Genomic DNA, 19493 nt, shown 5'->3' with positions numbered 1-19493 from the left:
AGTACTTCCAGGCGGCCTTCCAGGACAAGCGCTTCCCGGCGGCGATCGCCATCACCGGCTTCCCCGGCGACGCCAAGAACCTGATCACCAAGCTGAACTACCCGGCGGTGCAGCTGAAGCTCACCGTCGAGAACAAGACCAAGCCGACGGTGCTGGTGCTGATGCGCCCGTCCCCGGCGATGCCCCGCGACACCGAGTGCGAGGACGTGCCGGGCGGCCCGCAGTCCGACCGCTACTTCAGCGAGGACGTGCCGTCCGCGCTGCGCTCCTCGTACCGGATCGCGCAGGGCCCGGGAAGCCTCGGCGTGATCGGCAACTCCACCGGCGGGTACTGCGCGCTGAAGCTGGCGATGCGTCACCCGGACGTGTTCTCCGCCGCGGTGTCGCTGTCCGGCTACTACAAGGCGGCCGAGGACCCGACCACCGGCGACCTGTTCGGCGGGGACGCGCAGCGCCGCGAGCAGGCCGACCTGAGCTGGCGCCTGGCGCACCTGCCGGCCCCGGGCACCGCGCTGCTGGTGGGCGGCAGCCGGGAGGGCGACGGCGACTACTTCACCGAGACCGAGCGGTTCCGGGCTGCCGCCAAGGGCACCGCGACCACCGTCTCCGCGATCACCCTGGACACCGGCGGGCACAACTTCAACACCTGGTCGCGGATGCTCCCGGCCTCGCTGGGCTGGCTCGGCGGGCACCTCGCCGACCCCTCCTGACCGGCCAGGCGTCACAGCGCGCAACTCGGTGCGCGCGAAGAGTTTCGACCCGCGTGGACCCCGGGTATGCAGCCATCGCGCGGGCGGACCAGCGGCTGGTCCACGAGATGCCCGCCCGGAGCCGATGAGGGGGTGTGGGCCGATGGAGGGCGCGACAGGCGCGAGGCACGGCCACGCTCCGGCCCGGAATCCCGTCGCCGCTGAGGCGCACGCTGAGGGATCATTGCCGCACTGAGTGGCACCGACCGCCCGTTCCGGCGGCCGAGCCGCACATCCATCCGCGACCCGACGCGGTCGCTCGCACCCGACACCGAGGACTTTTCGAGATGCCCACCGGCCAGGTCAAGTGGTTCAACGAGACGAAGGGCTACGGCTTCCTGTCGCGCGACGACGGCGGCGAGGTCTTCGTCCACACCAAGGCGCTGCCCGGGGGCGTCACCACCCTGAGGCCGGGGCAGCGCGTCGAGTTCGGCATCGCCGCGGGCCACCGCGGCGACCAGGCGATGAATGTGACTCTGCTGGACGCCCTGCCGTCGGTGGCCGCGAACCAGCGCAAGAGCGCCGACGACATGGCCCCGATCGTGCAGGACCTGATCACCAAGCTGGACAGCGTCCTGCCGGGCCTGCAGCGCGGCCGCTACCCCAGCAAGCCCGAGGGCCAGAAGATCGCCATGGTGCTGCGCGCGATCGCCGACCAGTTCGACGTGTGACCCCGGCTCAGGGGAACGCCAGCGCGCCCGGGTCGACAGCGGGGACGAGTCCCTGCTCGGCGGCCCGGGTGAGCAGCCCGCGCACCGCCGCGTAGCCGTCCTCGCCGAGGTCGGCGGTGAACTCGTTGACGTACAGCCCGATGTGCTGCTCGGCGACGGCCGGGTCCATCTCCTGGGCGTGCGCCAGCACGTACTCCCGGGAGGCCGCCGGGTCCGCCCAGGCCTGCCGCACCGAGGAGCGCACCGTCGCGGCGAGCTCGCGCAGCCGCTCGGCGCCCAGCGAGCGCCGGGCCACGATCGCGCCCAGCGGGATCGGCAGCCCCGTCGCGGCCTCCCACGCCTCGCCCATGTCGGCCAGGCAGTGCAGCCCGTACTGCTGGTACGTGAACCGGGCCTCGTGGATCACCAGTCCGGCGTCCACCCGGCCGTCCCGCACCGCCGGCATGATCTCGTGGAACGGCAGCACCACGATCTCGCCGAACCCGCCCGGCACCGCCTCCGCCGCCCACAGCCGGAACAGCAGGTACGCGGTGGACCGCTCGCTCGGCACCGCCACCCGGCGACCCGCCAGCCCGGCCGCCTCGACGGGCCCCGCGGTCAGCACCAGCGGCCCGCAGCCCCGGCCGAGTGCCCCGCCGCACGGCAGCAGCGCGTACTCGTCCAGCACCCACGGCAGCTGGCCGTAGGAGATCTTCAGGACGTCCAGTTCGCCGCGCTCGGCCAGCCCGTTGGTGATGTCGATGTCCGCGAACCGGACCTCGGGCGCATCCGCGCCCGCCACCAGGCCGTGCGCCCAGGCGTGGAAGACGAAGGTGTCGTTCGGGCAGGGCGAGTAGGCGACACTCAGCGGTTCGGCCATCGGTCAGACCTCCTGGAGCAGACGGGACACCGGCAGCGCCGCGAAGGCCCGCTCCAGGGCCGCCAGCGCCTCGCCGATCCGCCACGCCGCGCGGTCGCGCGGCCCGACGGCGTTGGACACGGCCCGCAGCTCCCCCGCCGCGAGCCCGGAACGGGCGGCCGCCTCGGCCACCCCGAACCCCTCCATGGCCTCGGCCAGCGCCCGCGGGTGACGCGACCTCAGCTGCTCGGCGCGCGCCGCCGAACCCGTCACCGTGGACACCGTCAGCACCTCGCCGACCGCCCCGCCGGTGGCGGCCGCGACCAGCTTCACCACGCCGTCCGGCACCGCGTGCCGCACCGTGCCGAAGCCCAGCTCGGCGACGTCGGCGAAACCGTCCGGCGTCTCGGCGCCCAGATCGGCCGCCACCAGGGCGTCCGCCACCACCAGCGACCCGATCGGCGCGGCGGGCGCGAAACCGCCCGCGATGCCCGCCGACAGCACCAGCCGGAACCGGCCGCGGGCCAGCGCCGCCGCCGTGCCGGCCGCCGCCGCGGCCGGGCCGACGCCGGCCGCCAGCACCTCGACCGACGCGTTCTCGCCCAGCCCGCGGCGGACCGCCTCGGCCTCCGCGGGCACGGCGACGACGACGAGCAGTCCGGCGGCGGGGCCGGACTGCTCGGGAAGGCGCTCAGCGGTCATCGACCGGTGCGTCAGCTCTTCTGGTTGTTCATGTTGAAGAACCACACCGCGTAGTACTCGTTGGTGTCCTTGTCGACCGCGGCGACCGTCACCATGGTCCGCTCGTCGCTGCTCATCAGGCCGGCGGCCGCCTGCGAGAGCGAGTAGGTGGTGCCGCTGGCGCCGGCGATGATCGGCGTGCGGTTCTGGCCCTGGCCGGTGAACGCGTACCAGCCCTTGTCCGCCAGGTCCTTCGGCACACCCACGCCGACCCGGTCGCTGGCCCGCACGTCCAGGTTGGCGAGCTTCTTGTCCTCGGAGTCCTTCGCCGCCTGCTGCGCGCACTTGGCGAGATCGGCCTCGGCGATCGCCTTGCCGCCGTTGTAGCAGGTCGGCTCGGCGCGGACCGACGAGGTGCCGACGACCAGCGTGGCCTCGTTCGTGGGGGGCTTGCCGTTGTCCACGGCCTGGAAGACGCCGAAACCGACAAGACCGGCGCCGACGACGGCGGCGGCGGCGAGTCCGGCGGTGACGCTGGTGCTGAGGCTCATGCGCAAGAGGCTACTCGCCTTCCGTGATCACATGACAACGGGGTGCCCGAGTCGCGCGAGGTTACGCCACGCGCGGACGCGCCGCCGAGCGGTGCGGCCCGACCCGCAGCAGCGACCGGAACGTCCACAGCAGCATCGCCGCCGTCACCCCCGCGGCCAGCCACAGCCCCAGCACCGCGTTCAGCGGCAGCGAGATGCCCACCACGCCGCCCACCACCCAGCTCAGCTGCAGCGCCGTCTCCGAGCGGGCGAACGCCGAGGTGCGCACCGCCTCCGGCACGTCCCGCTGGATCAGCGCGTCCAGCGCCAGCTTCGCCAACGACGCCGCCATGCCCGCCGTCGCCGCCACCACCGTCACCGTCACCACGCCGTACCAGAGCGCCGCCGCGCTCGCCGCCAGCGTCGCCAGCAGCAGCATCACCGTCACCGTCAGCTCGGAGCCGCGGGTGCGCAGCCACGAACCCAGCACCGAGCCCAGCGCGTTGCCCAGGCCCGCCGCCGCCGCGACGATGCCCAGCGCCACCGTCTCCGGCAGGCCGTTCGGCGGGTTCTTGCGGATCAGGAACGCCAGGAACATCACCAGGAACCCGACCAGCCACCGCAGCCCCGCCACCCCGCGCAGCGCCATGATCACCGACGGCCCGACCGCCCGCAGCACCCCCTTCGGGCGCGGCTCGGACGGCTCCGCGTGCAGCTCCGCCCGCTGCTCGCCCTTCGCCGAGTCCACCTGCGGCGGCAGGTGAAAGGCCATCAGCGTGCCGATCACGAACACCGCGAACGCCCCGCGCAGCGGCCACCCCGGACCGATCAGGTGCAGCAGCCCGCCCACCCCGCCCGCCACCAGCGTCGCCACCAGGCCCGCCAGCGTCACCCGCGAATTCGCCTTCACCAACGACAACTGGGCCGGCAGCAGCCGCGGCACCACCACGCTGCGCACCACCCCGTACGCCTTCGACGCCACCAGCACCCCCAGCGCCGCCGGGTACAACGCCAGCCCGCCGCCCGGCACCAGACCCGCCATCACCCACGCCAGCACCGCCCGGGCCAGCATCGCCATCGCCACTGCGGAACGCCGGCCGTTCGGCAGCCGGTCCAGCAGCGGGCCGATCACCGGCGCCAGCAGCGCGAACGGCGCCATCGTGATCACCAGGTAGAGCGCCACCCGGCCGCGCGCCTCGCCGGTCGGCACCGAGAAGAAGATGGTCGACGCCAGCGCCACCGTGATCAGCATGTCGCCGAACGAATTCAGCGCGTGCAGCTCGATCAGCTTCGCCAGGCCCGACTCGCCCGCGCCCTCCGCGGACGTCGCGCGCCGGATCCGCCGCCCCGTGCCGTGCACCACCCGCCCCGTGCGTGCCCCCGCCGCCGACGCGCCCCGCGCCCACACCCCGCGCGTCCGCACCGTCGGCGGCTCCGAACCGTCCTGATCGGCCGTCGGGCGCGGCTCGCCCGCCTCCGGCTCGCCGGGGGCTGCGAGATGCTGCCGCGGCTCGTCCGACGGCTCCGGCCGACTCTCGTCCTGCCCGGGGCGCAGTCCGTGCTGCGGCGGGTTCTCCTCCGCCACAAGCCCATCCTGCCCGACAAACGCACGCCGTACGAGTGATTGCCCGCGGCACGGCGCGCCCGCGTCCACGGCCCCGGACTGTGCTCCACCGCCGACCGGCGGGTAGCCTGCACTACGCGCCTGCCCGGCCAGCGCAGGGGGTGGCGGACCGGGGCGGCGCGGCCCGGCCACGGAGCGGTCCCCGGTCGAGCAGAATGGATCGGTCCCGCGTCCGCGGGGGTTGCTCTGGAGACGTGGCAGCGGCAACCGGTGCGAGCCCGCCCAGCGGGGGCCGTCTCGGGACAGACCGCAGAATGACAGGACTGGGAGAGAACCGACGCCGTGAGTGCTGCGATGCGAAGCCGTACCCCTGACCGGCTCTGTGCCGAGGCCGTCGATCTCGCCCGCCAGGCAGTCGTGGAGAGCGTCGGAGAGTCCGTCGTCGGCTCCCACGTGAAGGCGAACGCGGATGCCGAGCGCCTGGTCACCCACACCTTCGAGTGCCTCGACCCGGCCTACCGGGGCTGGCACTGGGCGGTGACCGTGGCCCGCGCCCCGCGCGCCAAGAACGTCACCCTCGACGAACTGGCACTGCTGCCGGGCGCCGACGCCGTCCTCGCCCCCCAGTGGGTGCCGTGGAGCGAGCGCCTGCTGCCCGGCGACCTCGGCCCCGGCGACCTGCTCCCCACCGGCGCGGACGACCAGCGCCTGGAGCCCGGCTGGACCGGCGAGGACGAGCCCGCCCCCAACTCGGCGCTGGTCGAAGCCGCCGAGGAGGAGCTGGTGATCGCCGAGAGCGCCATCCAGTCGCCGCCGGCCCGCGCCGAGATCGGCGCCGTGGCCGACGAGCTGGGCCTGGGCCGCCCCCGCGTGCTCTCCCGGAAGGGCCTGCACCAGGCCGCCGAACGCTGGGAGACCGCGTACGGGGCGCAGACGCCCATGGCGCAGTCCGCCCCCGCCTCCTGCAACACCTGCGGCTTCCTGATCCCGATCGGCGGCTCGCTCGGACAGGCCTTCGGCGTCTGCGGCAACGAATTCGGCCCGGCCGACGGCCAGGTCGTCTCGCTCGCCTACGGCTGCGGCGCCCACTCCGAGGCCGCGGTCCTCCCGGCCCCGCCGGTCCCCTCCGAGCTCATCCTCGACGAGACCGTGGTCGAGCCGCTGCACATCCACCCGGACCGCACCTCGGGCTCCGTCGAACCGGACGCGCCCGCGGAGGAGCTCGGGCACTCGTAAGCCCGCAACCGGGGACGGACTGCGCGACAGGCGCACACCTGTCCGCAAGGTCGCGAGCAACGGCAAGGCATTGCCCGCGTCGCGATCCTGCGGTGGGGTGCCTTCCGCTTCGCGCAGTCCTCCCCCGGCCCCGGCGGGCCGGGAGGTACCCCCACGCGCCCCTGATCGCGCGCCCGCCGGTTGTGTCCTCCGGCCCTGGCAGAATGCCGACTCGTACGCAGACCACGCGAAGGGCGGCTCGGCACGTGGAGTCTCGGATCATCGGCAGCGCGGCGTCCCCCGAGGGCCCGGACGTCTTCGACACGGCCCGGCTGCGGCACACCGTGCTGGCGGCGTGGACGGCTGCACCGGCGAGATTCCGGGAGGACGCGAACGCCGAGGAGGAGCTCGCGCTCGGCGGGTACCGGGACCGGCTGATCGTCGAGTTGGCGCAGAACGCCGCGGATGCGGCGGCCCGCGCGGGAGTCGTCGGCCGGCTCCGGCTGACCCTGCGGGACGGGGTGCTGGCGGCGGCCAACACCGGTGCGCCGCTGGACGCCGAGGCGGTGGAGTCGCTGTCCACGCTGCGGGCGTCCGCCAAGCGGGGGGACGAGCGGCCGGTGGTGGGCCGGTTCGGAGTGGGGTTCTCCGCGGTGCTGGCCGTCAGCGACGAGCCCGCGGTGCTGAGCCACTCCGGCGGGGTGCGCTGGTCGCTGGCCGAGGCGCGCGCGCTGGTCGAGGAACGGCCGGAGCTGGCCGAGGAGTTGACGCGCCGTGAGGGGCACGTGCCGCTGCTCCGACTGCCGTTCGCGACGGAGGGGCGGGCCCCGGAGGGCTACCACACGGTGGTGGTGCTGCCACTGCGCGACAGCGCCGCCGAGGACCTGACGGCCCGGCTGCTGGCGGCGATCGACGACGCGCTGCTGCTGACCCTGCCGGGCCTGGCCGAGGTGGTCGTGGAGACCGCCGACGGGGTGCGCACGCTCACCCGCAGCGCGCAGCCGCCGCGGCCGGAGCAGCTGCCGACCGTCACCGTCACCGACGGGGAGCGCAGCACCGTCTGGCAGACCGTCGGCGCGTCCGGCACGGCGTCGGCGGAGCTGCTGGCCGACCGCACCACCGAGGAGCGGGCCCGGCCGCAGTGGACGCTGACCTGGGCGGTGCCGGTGGACGGCAAGGGGCGTCCGCAGCGGCCCGGGACCGCCGCCGTGGTGCACGCGCCGACGCCGAGCGAGGAGCCGCTCGGGGTGCCGGCGCTGCTGATCGCCTCGTTCCCGCTGGACCCGACCCGCCGGCACGTCGCGCCCGGCCCGCTGACCGACTTCCTGGTGGAGCGCGCCGCCGAGGCGTACGTCGAGCTGCTGCGCACCCGCGGCGCGGACGTCCACTCGCTGGACCTGGTGCCGTCCCCGCTGGGTGGGGGCGCGCTCGACAACGCGCTGCGCACCGCGATCCTGGACCGCCTGCCCGGGACGCCGTTCATGCCGCACCCGCGCGGCACCGAGGAGGGCACCCCGGCGCTGCGCCCGCAGGACGCGGTGCTGCTGGAGGGCGCCGACGACTCGGTGGTGGAGGCGCTCGCCCCGATCTTCCCCGGCCTGCTGCCGGCCGGCCTGGAGCGCCGCACCGAGCTGCGCACGCTGCGGGTGCGCCGGGTCCCGCTGGCCGAGGTGGTCGACCAGCTGGGCGGCCTGGAGCGCGACCCCGCGTGGTGGCGGAGCCTGTACGCGGCGCTGGCCGGCGCCGACCCGGAGGCGCTCGGCGCGCTGCCCGTCCCGCTGGCCGACGGCCGTACGGTGACCGGCCCGCGCCGGGTCCTGCTGCCGTCCGACGCCGCCGACTGGGCCGGCTTCGAGGGCTACCCCGAGTCGCTGGCCGAGGCCCTCGACCTGCTGGACCTGCGCCTGGCCCACCCCGAGGCCGCGCACCCGCTGCTGGCCAAGCTGGGCGCCGCCACCGCCACCCCCGCGGGCCTGCTGGAGACCCCCGAGCTGCGGGCCGCCGTCGCTCGTTCGCTGGAGCTCGGCGAGGACGACTACGACGCCGCGGTGGACCTCGCGGACGCCGTGCTGGCGCTGGTGAAGGCCGCCGAGCCGGCCCCCGGCGAGCACCCGTGGCTGGCCCGGCTGGCGCTCCCCGACGACGAGGGCGAACTCGCCCGCGCGGGCGAACTGCTGCTCCCCGACAGCCCGTTGGCGAACCTGGCGGGCGATGACGAGGCCGCGTTCGTGGACGAGGACCTGCTGGAGCGCTGGGGCCCGGAGGTGCTGGCCGCGGCCGGGGTGCTGACCACGTTCACGCTGGTGCGCGCCGAGGACGTGGTGCTCGACCCCGACGACCTGGAGCGGCTCGACCCGACCGCCCCCGCCGACCGGGCGGCCGGCGGCGCCCCGACCGGGCTGATCGACGAGGCCCCCGACGGGCTCGCGGACTGGTGCGAGGACGCCCTGGAGTCCCTGCACGCCGACGACGCGGCCGAGTTGGGCGTCCCGCCGGTGGCCGCCGAACTGCTGGCCGTCCGCGACCTCGACCTGGTCGCCGACGACGCCTGGCCCCAGGCACTGGCGCTGCTTGCCCGTCCGCCGTACCGGGACGCGGTGGTGACGCCCGTCCGCACCCTGCTGCCCGACGGCACCTACACCGACCTGCCGCCGTACACCGCCTGGTGGCTGCGCGACCACCCCGTGCTGGACGGCCGGGAGCCCGCCGGCCTGCGCGCGGCCGGCGCCGACCCGCTGCTGCGCGGCCTCTACGACGAGGCCCGGACGAACCTGGACCCGCAGTTCCTGCACGCCCTCGGGGTGCGCACCACGCTGGCCGCGCTGCTCGCCGAGCCGCACGGCCCGGAGGAGCTGATCGACCGCCTCACCGACCCGCTGTCCGACGTCACCCACCGTCAACTGCACGGCATCTACAGCGCGTTGGCGGCCCTCCCGGCCGAGCGGGTGGAGGCCCTGGACGTGGTGCGGGCGCTGGCCCCGCTGGACGACGGCACCGGCCGCCGGGACGACCGCACCGTGATCGTCGACGCCACCGCCGCGGTCGTCGCCGACGCCCCCGACCTGGTCGAGCTGCTGCACGACCACCCGGTGCTGCCGGTCCACCCCGCGCTCGCCCCCGCCCTGGCCGAACGCCTGCACGTCTCGCTCGCCAGCGAGGTGGCCGGCGGCCGGGTGCTCTCCGAGGGCGCCCTGCACCGCACGCCCGCCGTGGTCCGCGAGCTGCTGCCCGGCTGCCCCGCCGTGTACGAGGAGCACGAGGAACTGCTGGTGGTCGGCCCCGACGGCGAGGACGCCCGGGTGGACTGGCGCTGGGACACCGCCGCCACCGCGCCCGAGCTGCCCTACGACCCCGAGGACGTCGAGGAGTGGGACGAGGGTGGGGGCACCTCCCAGCCCGCCAGGGCTGGGGGAGAGTTCGACGTCCCGCCGGTGCCCGGTCTGCTGCACGCCGCCACGCCCGAGGGCCTGGCCGCGGGCCTGGCCTGGTCCGTCCAGCAGTGGCACCGCCGGTTCGAGATCCTCGCCGCGCTCACCGAGCCCGACCGGGCCTACGAGCTGCTGGCGGCGCGCGACTACGAGTGACGCCCCGGGAGAGGGAGGCCTACGCCGCCGCGTCGGCCTCCTTCTTCTCGACGAACACCCGCGAGGTGACCTCCAGCAGGCACCCGGCGACCACGGCGATCGCCACGCCGATCAGCGGGTCGCGCCAGCCGACCAGCTGGAGCTGGAAGAAGTCGGACAGCCACGGCACCACCAGCACCAGCGAGAACGCGCCGGCCATGGTGCCGATCAGCAGCAGCCGCCACCAGGTGTAGGGGCGGGCGACGATCGCCAGCACCCAGATCGCGGTGATGAACAGCGTCAGGGTGGCGACCGAGGTGTCCGCCTTCAGCGCCGTGTCGTGGTCGGCGCGGGCCAGCGCGTACGCCACGAAGGTGGCGGTGCCGCAGATGATCCCGCCGGGGACGGCCAGCCGCAGCACCCGCCGCACGAAGCCGGTGCGGGCCCGCTCGTTGTTCGGCGCCAGTGCCAGGAAGAACGCCGGGATGCCGATGGTCAGCGAGGACAGCACCGTCGAGTGCCGCGGCAGGAACGGGTACGGGACCTGGGTGAACACCACCAGCAGCGCCAGCAGCACCGAGTACACGGTCTTCACCAGGAACAGCCCGGCCACCCGCTCGATGTTGCCGATCACCCGGCGGCCCTCGGCGACCACCGACGGCAGGGTGGCGAACCGGTCGTCCAGCAGCACGATCTGCGCGACCGCCCGGGTCGCGTCCGAGCCGGTGCCCATCGCCACGCCGATGTCCGCGTCCTTCAGCGCCAGCACGTCGTTCACGCCGTCGCCGGTCATCGCCACCGTGTGGCCCTTCGACTGCAGCGCGCCGACCAGCGCCCGCTTCTGCTGCGGGGTGACCCGGCCGAACACCGCGGTGCGGTCGGCGACCTCGGCCAGCTGCTCGGGGTCGGTGGGCAGCGTCCGGGCGTCGGCGGCGGTCTCCGCGCCGGGCAGGCCCAGGTGCGCGGCGACCGCGCCGACCGACACCGCGCTGTCGCCGGAGATCACCTTCGCCCGGACGTCCTGCGAGCGGAAGTAGCGCAGGGTGTCCGCGGCGTCCTCGCGCACCCGCTGCTGGAGCACCAGCAGGGCCAGCGGCTCCAGCTGCGCGGCCGGGTCGGGGTCGTCCAGCGGCAGCGGGCTGCGGCCCAGCAGCAGCACCCGCAGGCCCTTCGCGCCGAGCTCGTCGACCTCGGCCAGCGCCGGGTGCCCGGCCGGCAGCAGGATGTCGGGGGCGCCCAGCAGCCAGCTGCCCTCGGCGCCGTCGGGCTCCAGCAGCTGCACGCCGCTCCACTTGCGGGCCGAGGAGAACGGGATCGCCTCCAGCACCCGCCAGCGGCCCTCCTCCGGCGGCCCGTACGCGTCGATGACGGCCTGCATGCTCGGGTTCGGGCGGGTGTCGGCCGCGCCGATCGCGCCCAGCGCCTCGGCGACCCGGGTCTTGGACGCGTCGCCGATCGGACGCAGGTCGATCAGGTCCATGCCGCCCTCGGTGAGGGTGCCGGTCTTGTCCAGGCAGACCGTGTCGACCCGGGCCAGGCCCTCGATCGCGGGCAGCTCCTGGACCAGGCACTGCTTGCGGCCCAGCCGGATCACGCCGATCGCGAAGGCCACCGAGGTCAGCAGCACCAGGCCCTCCGGGACCATCGGCACAATGCCGGCCACCATCCGCCGGACGGCCTCCTGCCAGTCGTTGCGCTGCACCGCTAGCTGGCTGACGATCAGGCCCAGCGCGGTCGGGATCAGCAGGTAGGTGATGATCCGCAGGATCTGGTCGATCCCGGTGCGCAGCTCCGACTTGACCAGGGTGAACCGGCTGGCCTCCTCGGCGAGCTTGGCGGCGTACGCCTCCCGGCCGACCTTGGTCGCGGTGAACGCGCCCGCGCCGGCCACCACGAACGAGCCCGACATCACGTGGTCGCCCGGGCGCTTGTGCACCGCGTCCGGCTCGCCGGTCAGCAGCGACTCGTCGATCTCCAGGCCGTCCGCCTCGGTGACCGTGCCGTCCACCACGACCTTGTCGCCGGTGCCGAGCAGCACCGTGTCGTCCAGCACGATCTCGCCGGTGGCGACCTGGACGGCCGCGCCGTCCCGCCGCACCTGCGGGCGGGCCTCGCCGATCAGCGCCAGGCTGTCCAGGGTCTTCTTGGCGCGCAGCTCCTGGATGATGCCGATCGCCGTGTTGGCGACGATGACCAGGCCGAACAGGCCGTCCTGGATCGGTCCGACCACCAGGATGATGCCGAACATCACGCCGATGATCGCGTTGAACCGGGTGAACACGTTGGCGCGGACGATCTCCCGCACCGAGCGGCTGGAACGCACCGGCACGTCGTTGACCTGCCCGTGGGCGATCCGCTCCGCCACCTCGGCCCCGGTCAGGCCAGGGTGGTAGGCCCCGCCCGCGCCGGAGGGGTGCGAGCCGGGGCTCGCGGGAGCAGTGCCTTCCGCTGGGTGCGTCATGGCACCGACTCTAGGTGGGCGATTTGGGCAGTGCGCCCCGCCTCGGCCGTTTCGTGCCGGACGAGTGGCAGCTCACACCGTCCCCGGGTCGCCGCCTACTGCGTGGCGTCGGTGGTCTGCGCCGCCTCGGCGGCGCGGGCGCGGCGGATCGCGTCCCGGCGGGCCCGGCAGTACTTCAGGCCGATCAGGCCGAGCAGGCCGCCGGACAGGCAGACCCACGGCCAGTTGCCGTGGCCGTGGTCGGACAGCCGGCCCTGGAACGGCAGCAGCACCACGAAAGCGACGAACCACAGCACCGTGCCGGTGCCGACAATGGCGACGTCGTTCGCCTCTAGCGGCGGGGGGGCGGAGCGCAGCGCGGTCTTGGGCATGCGCCTAGGGTACGGGGCGGGTCCGGGCGGGTGGCGGGGGTCCGGTCGGACCGGGACCGGCAGCGGCTCTTTCGTATTCGATCGACACCGATCGTAAGGGCCTCGCTCTACGCGCGAAGATGGCGCGTCCACGACGGGGATCGCCATACTGAAACTCCCCCCACCCTTGCCTCACCCGATCGAGGACGCCCGAATGTCTCAGGCCCAGTCGACCACCGCGTCGCCCGAGCCCTCCCAGAACGCGCCGAAGCCCCCGTCCGGCGCGCTGGACCGCTACTTCAGAATCTCCGGGCGCGGCTCCACGCTGCCCCGTGAGATCCGCGGTGGTGTCGCCACGTTCTTCACCATGGCGTACATCCTGGTGCTCAACCCGATCATCCTGGCCTCGGCCACGGACATGAACGGCACCCACCTCAGCAGCGCCCAGCTGGTCACCGCCACCGCGCTCACCGCCGGCCTGACCACCCTGCTGATGGGCGTCATCGGCAACGTTCCGATCGGTCTCGCCGCGGGCCTGGGCGTCAACACCATCGTGGCGCTCCAGCTCGCCCCCAAGATGACCTGGCCCGACGCCATGGGCATGGTGGTGCTGGCCGGCTTCGCGATCATGCTGCTGGTCGCCACCGGTCTGCGCGAGCGCGTCATGAACGCCGTCCCGCTCGGGCTGCGCAAGGCCATCGCCATCGGCATCGGCCTGTTCATCGCCCTGGTCGGCCTGGTCGACTCCGGCTTCGTCTCCCGCATCCCGGACGCCGCCCACACCACCGTCCCGCTCCAACTCGGCGTCGGCGGCCACCTGCACGGCTGGCCCGTGCTGATCTTCATCGTCGGCCTGCTGCTCACCATGGCGCTGGTCGTGCGCAAGGTGCCCGGCGCGATCCTCATCTCGATCGCCGTGATGACCGCCGCCGCCGTGATCATCCAGCAGTTCGCGGACCTGGCCCCCGAGCACTGGGGCCTCACCGTCCCGGCCTGGCCCGGCAACCCCGTCGCCACCCCCGACTTCGGCCTGGTCGGCCAGGTCAGCCTGTTCGGCGGCTTCTCCAAGGTCGGCGTGCTGACCGGCATCCTGTTCGTCTTCACCGTGCTGATGAGCTGCTTCTTCGACGCGATGGGCACCATCCTCGGCGTCGCCGACGAGGCCCACCTGCTCGACGAGAAGGGCGACCTGCCCGGCATCAACAAGGTCCTGATGATTGACGGCATCGCCACCGCGGCCGGCGGCGCGACCTCCTCCTCCGCGAACACCTGCTTCGTCGAGTCCACCGCCGGCGTCGGCGAGGGCGCCCGCACCGGCTTCGCCTCCGTCGTCACCGGCGCGCTCTTCATGGTCGCCCTCTTCCTCACCCCCCTCGCGACCATGGTCCCGGCCCAGGCCGCCACCCCCGCGCTGGTCACCGTCGGTTTCCTGATCCTGGCGAACTCCATCAAGGACATCGACTGGTCCGACTACACCATCGCGATGCCGGCCTTCCTCACCATCGCGATGATGCCGTTCACCTACTCCATCACCAACGGCATCGGCTTCGGCTTCATCGCCTTCTGCCTCCTCCGCGTGGTGGCCGGCCGGGCCCGCACCGTCCCGATCCCGATGTACTGCGTCGCCGCGGTCTTCGCCTTCTACTACCTGATGCCGGCCCTCGGCCTGCTCTGACCCCCGGGTCGCCCGACGGCCCTCTCCCGCGACTGCGGGGGAGGGCCGTCTGCTGTCTCCCCGGGGCGGGTCAGCGTGGGGCGAGGCGGCGGGCGAGGAGGGCGGCGGTGGTGAGGAGGGGGAGGGGGTCGAGGTCGCCGGTGAGGCGGAGGGTGGCGGTGAGGACGAGGACGACGACGATCAGGATGGTGCGGTCGGCGGGCGGGCGGGCGGGGAGGGACGGGTACGGGGCATGGGCGGCTCTCCTTTCGGGCGGTGGGTCAGCCGAGGGTGCGGGTGACCAGGTCGTCGACGGTCTGGGCGGGGCGGAGGGTTTCGAACCGGACGGCGCCGGTGGAGTCGGTGCGGGCGCCGTGGACGGGGGGTTCGGGGAGGGAGTTGTAGCTGAAGTGGTGGCTGGCGTAGTAGGCGCCGGTGTCGAGGAGGCAGACCAGGTCGCCGGGCTCCAGCAGGGGCAGCGGGCGGGCGCGGGCGACCAGGTCGCCGGCGAAGCAGCAGGGGCCGGCCACGTCCTGCGGGACGAGCGGGCCCTGCTTGGCGGCGCCGGACGGGGAGTGGGCGGTGATCCGGAGCGGCCAGCTGTCGGGCATGAAGACGGTGCGGGTGGCGACCTGGGCGCCGGCGTGGCCGACGGCGATGGCCCGGCCGCCGGCCGTCTTGGTGTACTCGATCCGGGAGGCGAGGAAGCCGGCCTTGGCCAGCACGGACCGGCCGAACTCGGTGACCAGCCGGTAGTGGCCGCCGAACAGCGCGGGGGCGTGATGCCGGAGCTGCTCGACGTAGGCCTCCCAGCCGGGCGTGATCCGGTCGTCGGCGAAATTGACCGGCAGACCGCCGCCGAGGTCGATGCCGGTGACCTGGCGGCGGCCCAGTTCCCGGTTGACGCGTTCGGCGAAGTCGACGGTCGCGCCGACGCCGGCCGCCATCCGGGACAGGTCCACGCCCTGGGAGCCGATGTGGCAGTGCAGCCAGGTCAGCCAGGGGCGGGCGCGGAAGGCGTCGACCAACCGGTCGGCGTTGCCGGGGTCGGCGAGCGGGATGCCGAACTTGGAGGTGGCGGTGGCGGTGCTCATCGCCGCGATGCTGCCGCCGCCGACCTGCGGGTTGATCCGGACGCCGATCCGGGACGTGGTGGGGCGGCCGGCCAGCAGCTCGTCGACGCGGGCGAGTTCCTGCCAGTTGTCGAGGTTGACGGCGACGCCGAGGTCCAGCGCGAGGGCCAGTTCGCGGCGGGTCTTGGCGGGGGAGTCCAGCACGATCCGGTCGGGTGCGAAGCCGGCCGCCAGGGCCTGCGCGAACTCGCCGGGGCTGGCGACCTCGCAGCCCATGCCGAGGCCGCGCAGCCGGCGCAGCACCGGTCCGAGCGGGTTGGCCTTGGCGGCGAACGCGTGCAGCACGTCGAGCCGGGCGGGGAACGCGGCGTGCAGCGCGGCCACGGTCTCGGTGACGGCGTCCAGGTCGAGGAAGGCGGCCAGCGGGGTGTCCTCCGGGTCGAGCAGGCCGTCGCGGACGGCGGCGCGGAGGATGAGTTCGCGGCGCTCGGCGCCGATCAGGGGCTGGTGGTCGGTCATGGGGCACGCTCCGCGCGAGGTCGGCAGGAAGGGGACCGGGCCCGATGGCGTTCCGGGCCGTGGTTCCAGCGTGCGGTTCGGGGTGCCGCCGTGTCTGTGCCCGCCGCGCCGGGTTTCGGCGGGTGCGACGGGCGCGCGCACCGCGGGCCGTGCCCGTTCGGGTGGGGCCGGTGCGGGGCGACGGTCCGGGCGGGTCGGGGGTGTGCGGGCGGACGGGCGGCGGGCGGGCGGGGGCGAATCGGTGTCCGGGCACGGATTCGCCGGCCCGAAACGGTGTCAGGGCGCGGTGGTCCGGTCGGACTCGTGGTCCAGCAGCCGCAGTTGGAGGTGGGCGAGCAGCCGGGCGTCCGGATCGGCGACGTCCAGGCGGGCGATCTTCAGGACCTTCTTGTGGAAGCGGTCGGAGAAGGTGGTCCGGGCCACGCCCAACGAGTCGGCGGCGCGGCCGAGTTCGCCGGAGTTCTCCAGGTAGGCGCGCAGCGCGTCCAACAGGCTGCGGTCGCCCTTCTGCCCGGCGTCCTCGACCAGCCGGAACACCGAGGTCCGGACCGGCAGCGGCAGGTCGCGCAGGGTCTCCAGGACGTGCCACAGGGCCACCGCGTTGGCGACCTCGTCGACGGTGGCGTGGTCGAGCGCGGCGCGCCCGAACAGCAGGCCGCTGAGGGCGAGTTCGGCGGACTCGCGGGAGCGGGAGGCGTGGTCGAGGCGGTCCTGGACGGGGCCGAGGCCGACGAGGACGCGGGTCTTCAGGTGGGCGGTCAGGTCGGCGGCCAGGCGGCGGCCGTAGCCGGCGACCTGGAGTTCGGCGGTGGGCGGGTCGGCGGCGAGGCCGGCCAGCAGGATCAGCACGCCGCGCTCATCGGGGAGCAGCAGGGAGCTGCGGCCGGGTCCGGCGGGGTGCCAGCCGGCGTGCCGGGCCAGCCGGACCCGCAGGTCGTCGTCGAGGGGGCCGTCGACGCCGACGGCGAGGACGGCGCAGCGGCTGTCGGCGGGCAGGCCGCTGTGCCGGGCGAGCAGGGCGCCGGAGCCGCGGCCGTCGAGGACCGCGCGGGTGGCCTCGGTGAGCAGTTCGCTGCGGCCGTGGTGCCGGGAGTGGTGGTGCAGCAGGTGGGCGGCGGCCAGCCGGGCGGCGACCTGCAGGGCGTCGACGGCGCTGTCCTGGAGGGTGCGCCCGTTCAGCGCGGCGACCCAGATCGAGCCGAGGCGTTCGTCGCCGACCTGGACCGCCACCGCCATCCGCTCCGGGATCCGGTCGGTGGCGCGGCGGTGCAACACCTTCTCGCTGGACCAGAGTTCCTTGAAGAAGCCGTCCTCGGTCATCGCCCGGCGCCGTTCCTCGGGGACCTGCCCGGTGGAGATGGTGTGGATCCGGATCGGGTCGAGTTCGGCGCTCTCCGCGTAGTGCGCGAGGACCCGGGAGTCGGGGTCCTCGATGGTCACCGCGCCCTGCACCCGGGCGGCGATCAGCCGGGCCAGCTTGCCGAGGTCGCCGAGCGGCACATTGACGCTGTCGGGGACGGGGCCGATCGCCGCGGCGGTCCCCAGGGTGTTGATCAGTCGCGGCCAGGTCATCCAGGTGGCGCGGAACAGCAGTGCCGTCCCGGCCTGTTCGGCGAGCGCCGCCAGCTGCTGCTTGCGGTCGGGGCTGCGGTTCTCGCGCAGCACCACGCCCGCGGCCTCGGCCGCCCCGGCGGTGCGCAGCAGCCTCTCGGCCTCGGTGCTGTCCGAGTCGAGGCCGGCGGCGACCACCAGGTCGCCCCGGCCGATCGGCCGGTCGAGCGGGTCGTACACCACCAGCTGCCGGACGGGCGTCTGCGCCCGGGGCAGCGTCGCCACCTCGACCTGGTGGCCGACCAGGTCGATCAGCCCCTCCAGGGTCTGCGGCCGCACCGTCGGCCGGTCCCATGCGTCCTCGCCCATCGGGCGACCTCCCCAGCTGCACGCGTATCGCCGGTCGGCCGTCAACTCCCCCTTGCCGCAGCCGAGTCGGGCCATCCTACGGCCGTCCGGGGCCCGGGCAGAGGCCCCGGACGGGAAAAACCGGAGGTGTGGCGGGTGGGCGGGCGGTTACCGTGGGCGCGTCCTCGGGCGGCTGTTTACCGCTCTTCTTGTGGCGCGAACAACGCGTCCGCAACCCAGGGAGTTGCTGATCATGGTACGAACCCTCGTCGGTGCGTTGGGGTCCGCGGTGGACTCGACGGTGACGGTCAAGGGGTGGGTGCACACGCTGCGGCTGCAGAGCAGAGTGCAGTTCGTGGTGGTGCGGGACCACACCGGAATGGTGCAGGTGACCCACCGGCGCGGGGGTGACGGGGACCGGCTGGACGAGTTGCTGCGCGGGCTGACCCCGGAGTCGGCCGTGGAGATCACCGGGAAGGTGGTCGCCAACCCGATCGTCAAGCTCGGCGGCCTGGAGATCGTGCCGGAGCGGATCGAGGTGGTCTCGGCCGCCGAACCCGGCCTGCCGATCGACGCCGGGACCGGGCCGGAACAGCGGCTGAACTGGCGCTTCCTGGACCTGCGGCGCCCGGAGCGGCGGCTGGTGTTCGAGGTGCAGACCACCGTCGAGCAGGCGATGCGCGAGGTCGCGGCCGAGGAGGGCTGCACCGAACTGCACACGCCGAAGCTGATGGGCACGCCCTCCGAGTCCGGCGCCGAGGTGTTCCGGGTCGGGTACTTCGACCGGACGGCGTACCTCGCCCAATCACCGCAGTTCTACAAGCAGATGGCGATCGCCGCCGGCATCGACCGGGTCTTCGAGATCGGCCCGGTGTTCCGCGCCGAGCCCTCCTTCACCTCCCGGCACGCCACCGAATTCACCGGCGTGGACGTCGAGTTGGCGTGGATCGACGCCGTCGAGGACGTGATGTCCTTCCTGGAGCGGATGCTGCACCGGGTGCTGGAGCGGGTCGCCGAACGGCACGGCGAGCAGATCGAGCAGTACGGCGGCGCCCGCGTCGTGGTGCCCGAACTCCCCTTCCCCCGGCTGACCATGGCGCAGGCGACGGCGAAGCTGCGGGCCGCCGGCTGGGACCGGGAGGGCGTCCGGGAGGACCTGGACCCGGAGGGCGAGCGGCTGCTCTGCGCGCTGGTCGCCGAGGAGTACGGGCACGAGTTCGTGTTCGTCACCCGGTTCCCGGCCTCGGTGCGGCCGTTCTACCACCGCCGGCCCGCCGACGACCCGAGCGTCACCGACTCCTTCGACCTGCTGTGGAAGGGCGTGGAGATCACCACCGGCGCGCAGCGCGAGCACCGGCACGGCCAACTCGTCGCGCAGGCCCGGGAGAAGGGCATGGACGCGAGCCCGGAGGGCCCGCTCGGCCGCTACCTGGACTGCTTCCGCTACGGCATGCCGCCGCACGGCGGCTTCGGACTGGGCCTCGGCCGGGTGCTGATGCTGGCACTCGGGCTGCCGTCGATCCGGGACGCGGTCTTCCTGTTCCGCGGCCCGAACCGCCTGGAACCGTAACGCCGTTCGCCGTTCGCCGTTCGCCGTTCGGTGTGCGGCCCGAACCCGCCCGGAACCCCCGGGCGGGTTCAGTGTCCGGCGCGGGCCGCGCCGGACGGCCACACCACCCGCACCGGCACCCCCGCGGCCCGGGCGGCGGCGACCATGTCGGCCGTC

Annotated in this window: 14 protein-coding genes; 6 read left to right on the top strand and 8 right to left on the bottom strand. The window is 74.3% G+C overall.

Going from position 1 to position 19493, the window contains the following annotated elements; translation table 11 throughout:
* Positions 1-710 (top strand): alpha/beta hydrolase (locus tag IEZ12_RS38520; RefSeq protein WP_229847611.1); only part of this gene is annotated, 710 nt, incomplete at its 5' end.
* 326 nt (positions 711-1036) lie between these two features.
* Positions 1037-1420, top strand: a complete 384-nt coding sequence (locus IEZ12_RS40375; RefSeq protein WP_043915622.1) for a cold-shock protein — start codon at positions 1037-1039, stop codon at positions 1418-1420.
* Positions 1421-1427: 7 nt separating this feature from the next.
* On the opposite strand, the gene IEZ12_RS17055 is transcribed toward IEZ12_RS40375, so the two are convergent.
* From IEZ12_RS17055 to IEZ12_RS17040, 4 genes are all read right to left on the bottom strand, one after another.
* A complete protein-coding gene (locus IEZ12_RS17055; protein ID WP_189272773.1) occupies positions 1428-2279 on the bottom strand; it encodes a 1,4-dihydroxy-6-naphtoate synthase in 852 nt (283 codons plus the stop codon).
* A gap of 3 nt (positions 2280-2282) precedes the next feature.
* Positions 2283-2960 (bottom strand): futalosine hydrolase, encoded by a 678-nt coding sequence (locus IEZ12_RS17050; protein ID WP_189272772.1) that lies wholly within the window; start codon positions 2958-2960, stop codon positions 2283-2285.
* 11 nt (positions 2961-2971) lie between these two features.
* Positions 2972-3490, bottom strand: coding sequence for a DUF2771 family protein (locus IEZ12_RS17045; protein ID WP_052509746.1), 519 nt, complete (start codon positions 3488-3490; stop codon positions 2972-2974).
* A 61-nt stretch (positions 3491-3551) separates the two neighbouring features.
* Positions 3552-4892 carry an MFS transporter gene (locus tag IEZ12_RS17040; protein ID WP_100587642.1) on the bottom strand — a complete coding sequence of 447 codons (1341 nt, stop codon included), beginning with the start codon at positions 4890-4892 and terminating at the stop codon, positions 3552-3554.
* A 495-nt stretch (positions 4893-5387) separates the two neighbouring features.
* Between IEZ12_RS17040 and IEZ12_RS17035 the strand changes: the two genes are divergently transcribed.
* Entirely contained in the window at positions 5388-6269 is an 882-nt protein-coding gene (locus IEZ12_RS17035) for a DUF3027 domain-containing protein (protein WP_100587550.1), read from the top strand.
* Between the two features lie 245 nt (positions 6270-6514).
* A complete protein-coding gene (locus IEZ12_RS17030; RefSeq protein ID WP_189272771.1) occupies positions 6515-9832 on the top strand; it encodes a sacsin N-terminal ATP-binding-like domain-containing protein in 3318 nt (1105 codons plus the stop codon).
* Positions 9833-9851: 19 nt separating this feature from the next.
* Here IEZ12_RS17030 and IEZ12_RS17025 read toward each other — a convergent pair whose 3' ends face one another.
* Together IEZ12_RS17025 and IEZ12_RS17020 are read right to left on the bottom strand one after the other, a co-directional pair.
* Entirely contained in the window at positions 9852-12272 is a 2421-nt protein-coding gene (locus tag IEZ12_RS17025; RefSeq protein ID WP_189272770.1) for a cation-translocating P-type ATPase, read from the bottom strand.
* A gap of 95 nt (positions 12273-12367) precedes the next feature.
* Positions 12368-12643, bottom strand: coding sequence for a DUF2530 domain-containing protein (locus tag IEZ12_RS17020; RefSeq protein WP_189272769.1), 276 nt, complete (start codon positions 12641-12643; stop codon positions 12368-12370).
* 193 nt (positions 12644-12836) lie between these two features.
* On the opposite strand from IEZ12_RS17020, the gene IEZ12_RS17015 reads away from it, so the two are divergent.
* Positions 12837-14297 (top strand): NCS2 family permease, encoded by a 1461-nt coding sequence (locus IEZ12_RS17015; RefSeq protein ID WP_189272768.1) that lies wholly within the window; start codon positions 12837-12839, stop codon positions 14295-14297.
* Positions 14298-14557: 260 nt separating this feature from the next.
* On the opposite strand, the gene IEZ12_RS17010 is transcribed toward IEZ12_RS17015, so the two are convergent.
* Complete coding sequence (locus tag IEZ12_RS17010) at positions 14558-15868, bottom strand: type III PLP-dependent enzyme domain-containing protein (protein WP_189272767.1); 1311 nt, start codon at positions 15866-15868, stop codon at positions 14558-14560.
* A gap of 276 nt (positions 15869-16144) precedes the next feature.
* Positions 16145-17788: a helix-turn-helix domain-containing protein gene (locus tag IEZ12_RS17005; RefSeq protein ID WP_189272766.1), complete on the bottom strand. Its 1644-nt coding sequence runs from the start codon at positions 17786-17788 to the stop codon at positions 16145-16147.
* A gap of 232 nt (positions 17789-18020) precedes the next feature.
* Between IEZ12_RS17005 and aspS the strand changes: the two genes are divergently transcribed.
* Positions 18021-19337 (top strand): aspartate--tRNA(Asn) ligase, encoded by a 1317-nt coding sequence (gene aspS, locus IEZ12_RS17000; protein WP_189272765.1) that lies wholly within the window; start codon positions 18021-18023, stop codon positions 19335-19337.
* Positions 19338-19493 lie beyond the last annotated feature (156 nt).

It is taken from the genome of Kitasatospora griseola (assembly GCF_014648555.1).
Taxonomy (GTDB): Bacteria; Actinomycetota; Actinomycetes; order Streptomycetales; family Streptomycetaceae; genus Kitasatospora; species Kitasatospora griseola.
Note: the sequence above shows the minus strand (reverse complement) of the source record. Positions and strands in the feature narration are given on the sequence as shown.

Excerpts from the sequence above, each read along its gene's own strand:
- IEZ12_RS17020 (WP_189272769.1), bottom strand. The coding sequence starts at position 12,643 with ATGCCCAAGACCGCGCTGCGCTCCGCCCCCCCGCCGCTAGAGGCGAAC.
- IEZ12_RS17010 (WP_189272767.1), bottom strand. The coding sequence starts at position 15,868 with ATGACCGACCACCAGCCCCTGATCGGCGCCGAGCGCCGCGAACTCATC.
- IEZ12_RS17035 (WP_100587550.1), top strand. The coding sequence starts at position 5,388 with ATGCGAAGCCGTACCCCTGACCGGCTCTGTGCCGAGGCCGTCGATCTC.
- IEZ12_RS17005 (WP_189272766.1), bottom strand. The coding sequence starts at position 17,788 with ATGGGCGAGGACGCATGGGACCGGCCGACGGTGCGGCCGCAGACCCTG.
- IEZ12_RS17015 (WP_189272768.1), top strand. The coding sequence starts at position 12,837 with ATGTCTCAGGCCCAGTCGACCACCGCGTCGCCCGAGCCCTCCCAGAAC.
- IEZ12_RS17055 (WP_189272773.1), bottom strand. The coding sequence starts at position 2,279 with ATGGCCGAACCGCTGAGTGTCGCCTACTCGCCCTGCCCGAACGACACC.
- IEZ12_RS17050 (WP_189272772.1), bottom strand. The coding sequence starts at position 2,960 with ATGACCGCTGAGCGCCTTCCCGAGCAGTCCGGCCCCGCCGCCGGACTG.
- IEZ12_RS17045 (WP_052509746.1), bottom strand. The coding sequence starts at position 3,490 with ATGAGCCTCAGCACCAGCGTCACCGCCGGACTCGCCGCCGCCGCCGTC.
- IEZ12_RS40375 (WP_043915622.1), top strand. The coding sequence starts at position 1,037 with ATGCCCACCGGCCAGGTCAAGTGGTTCAACGAGACGAAGGGCTACGGC.
- aspS (WP_189272765.1), top strand. The coding sequence starts at position 18,021 with ATGGTACGAACCCTCGTCGGTGCGTTGGGGTCCGCGGTGGACTCGACG.
- IEZ12_RS17025 (WP_189272770.1), bottom strand. The coding sequence starts at position 12,272 with ATGACGCACCCAGCGGAAGGCACTGCTCCCGCGAGCCCCGGCTCGCAC.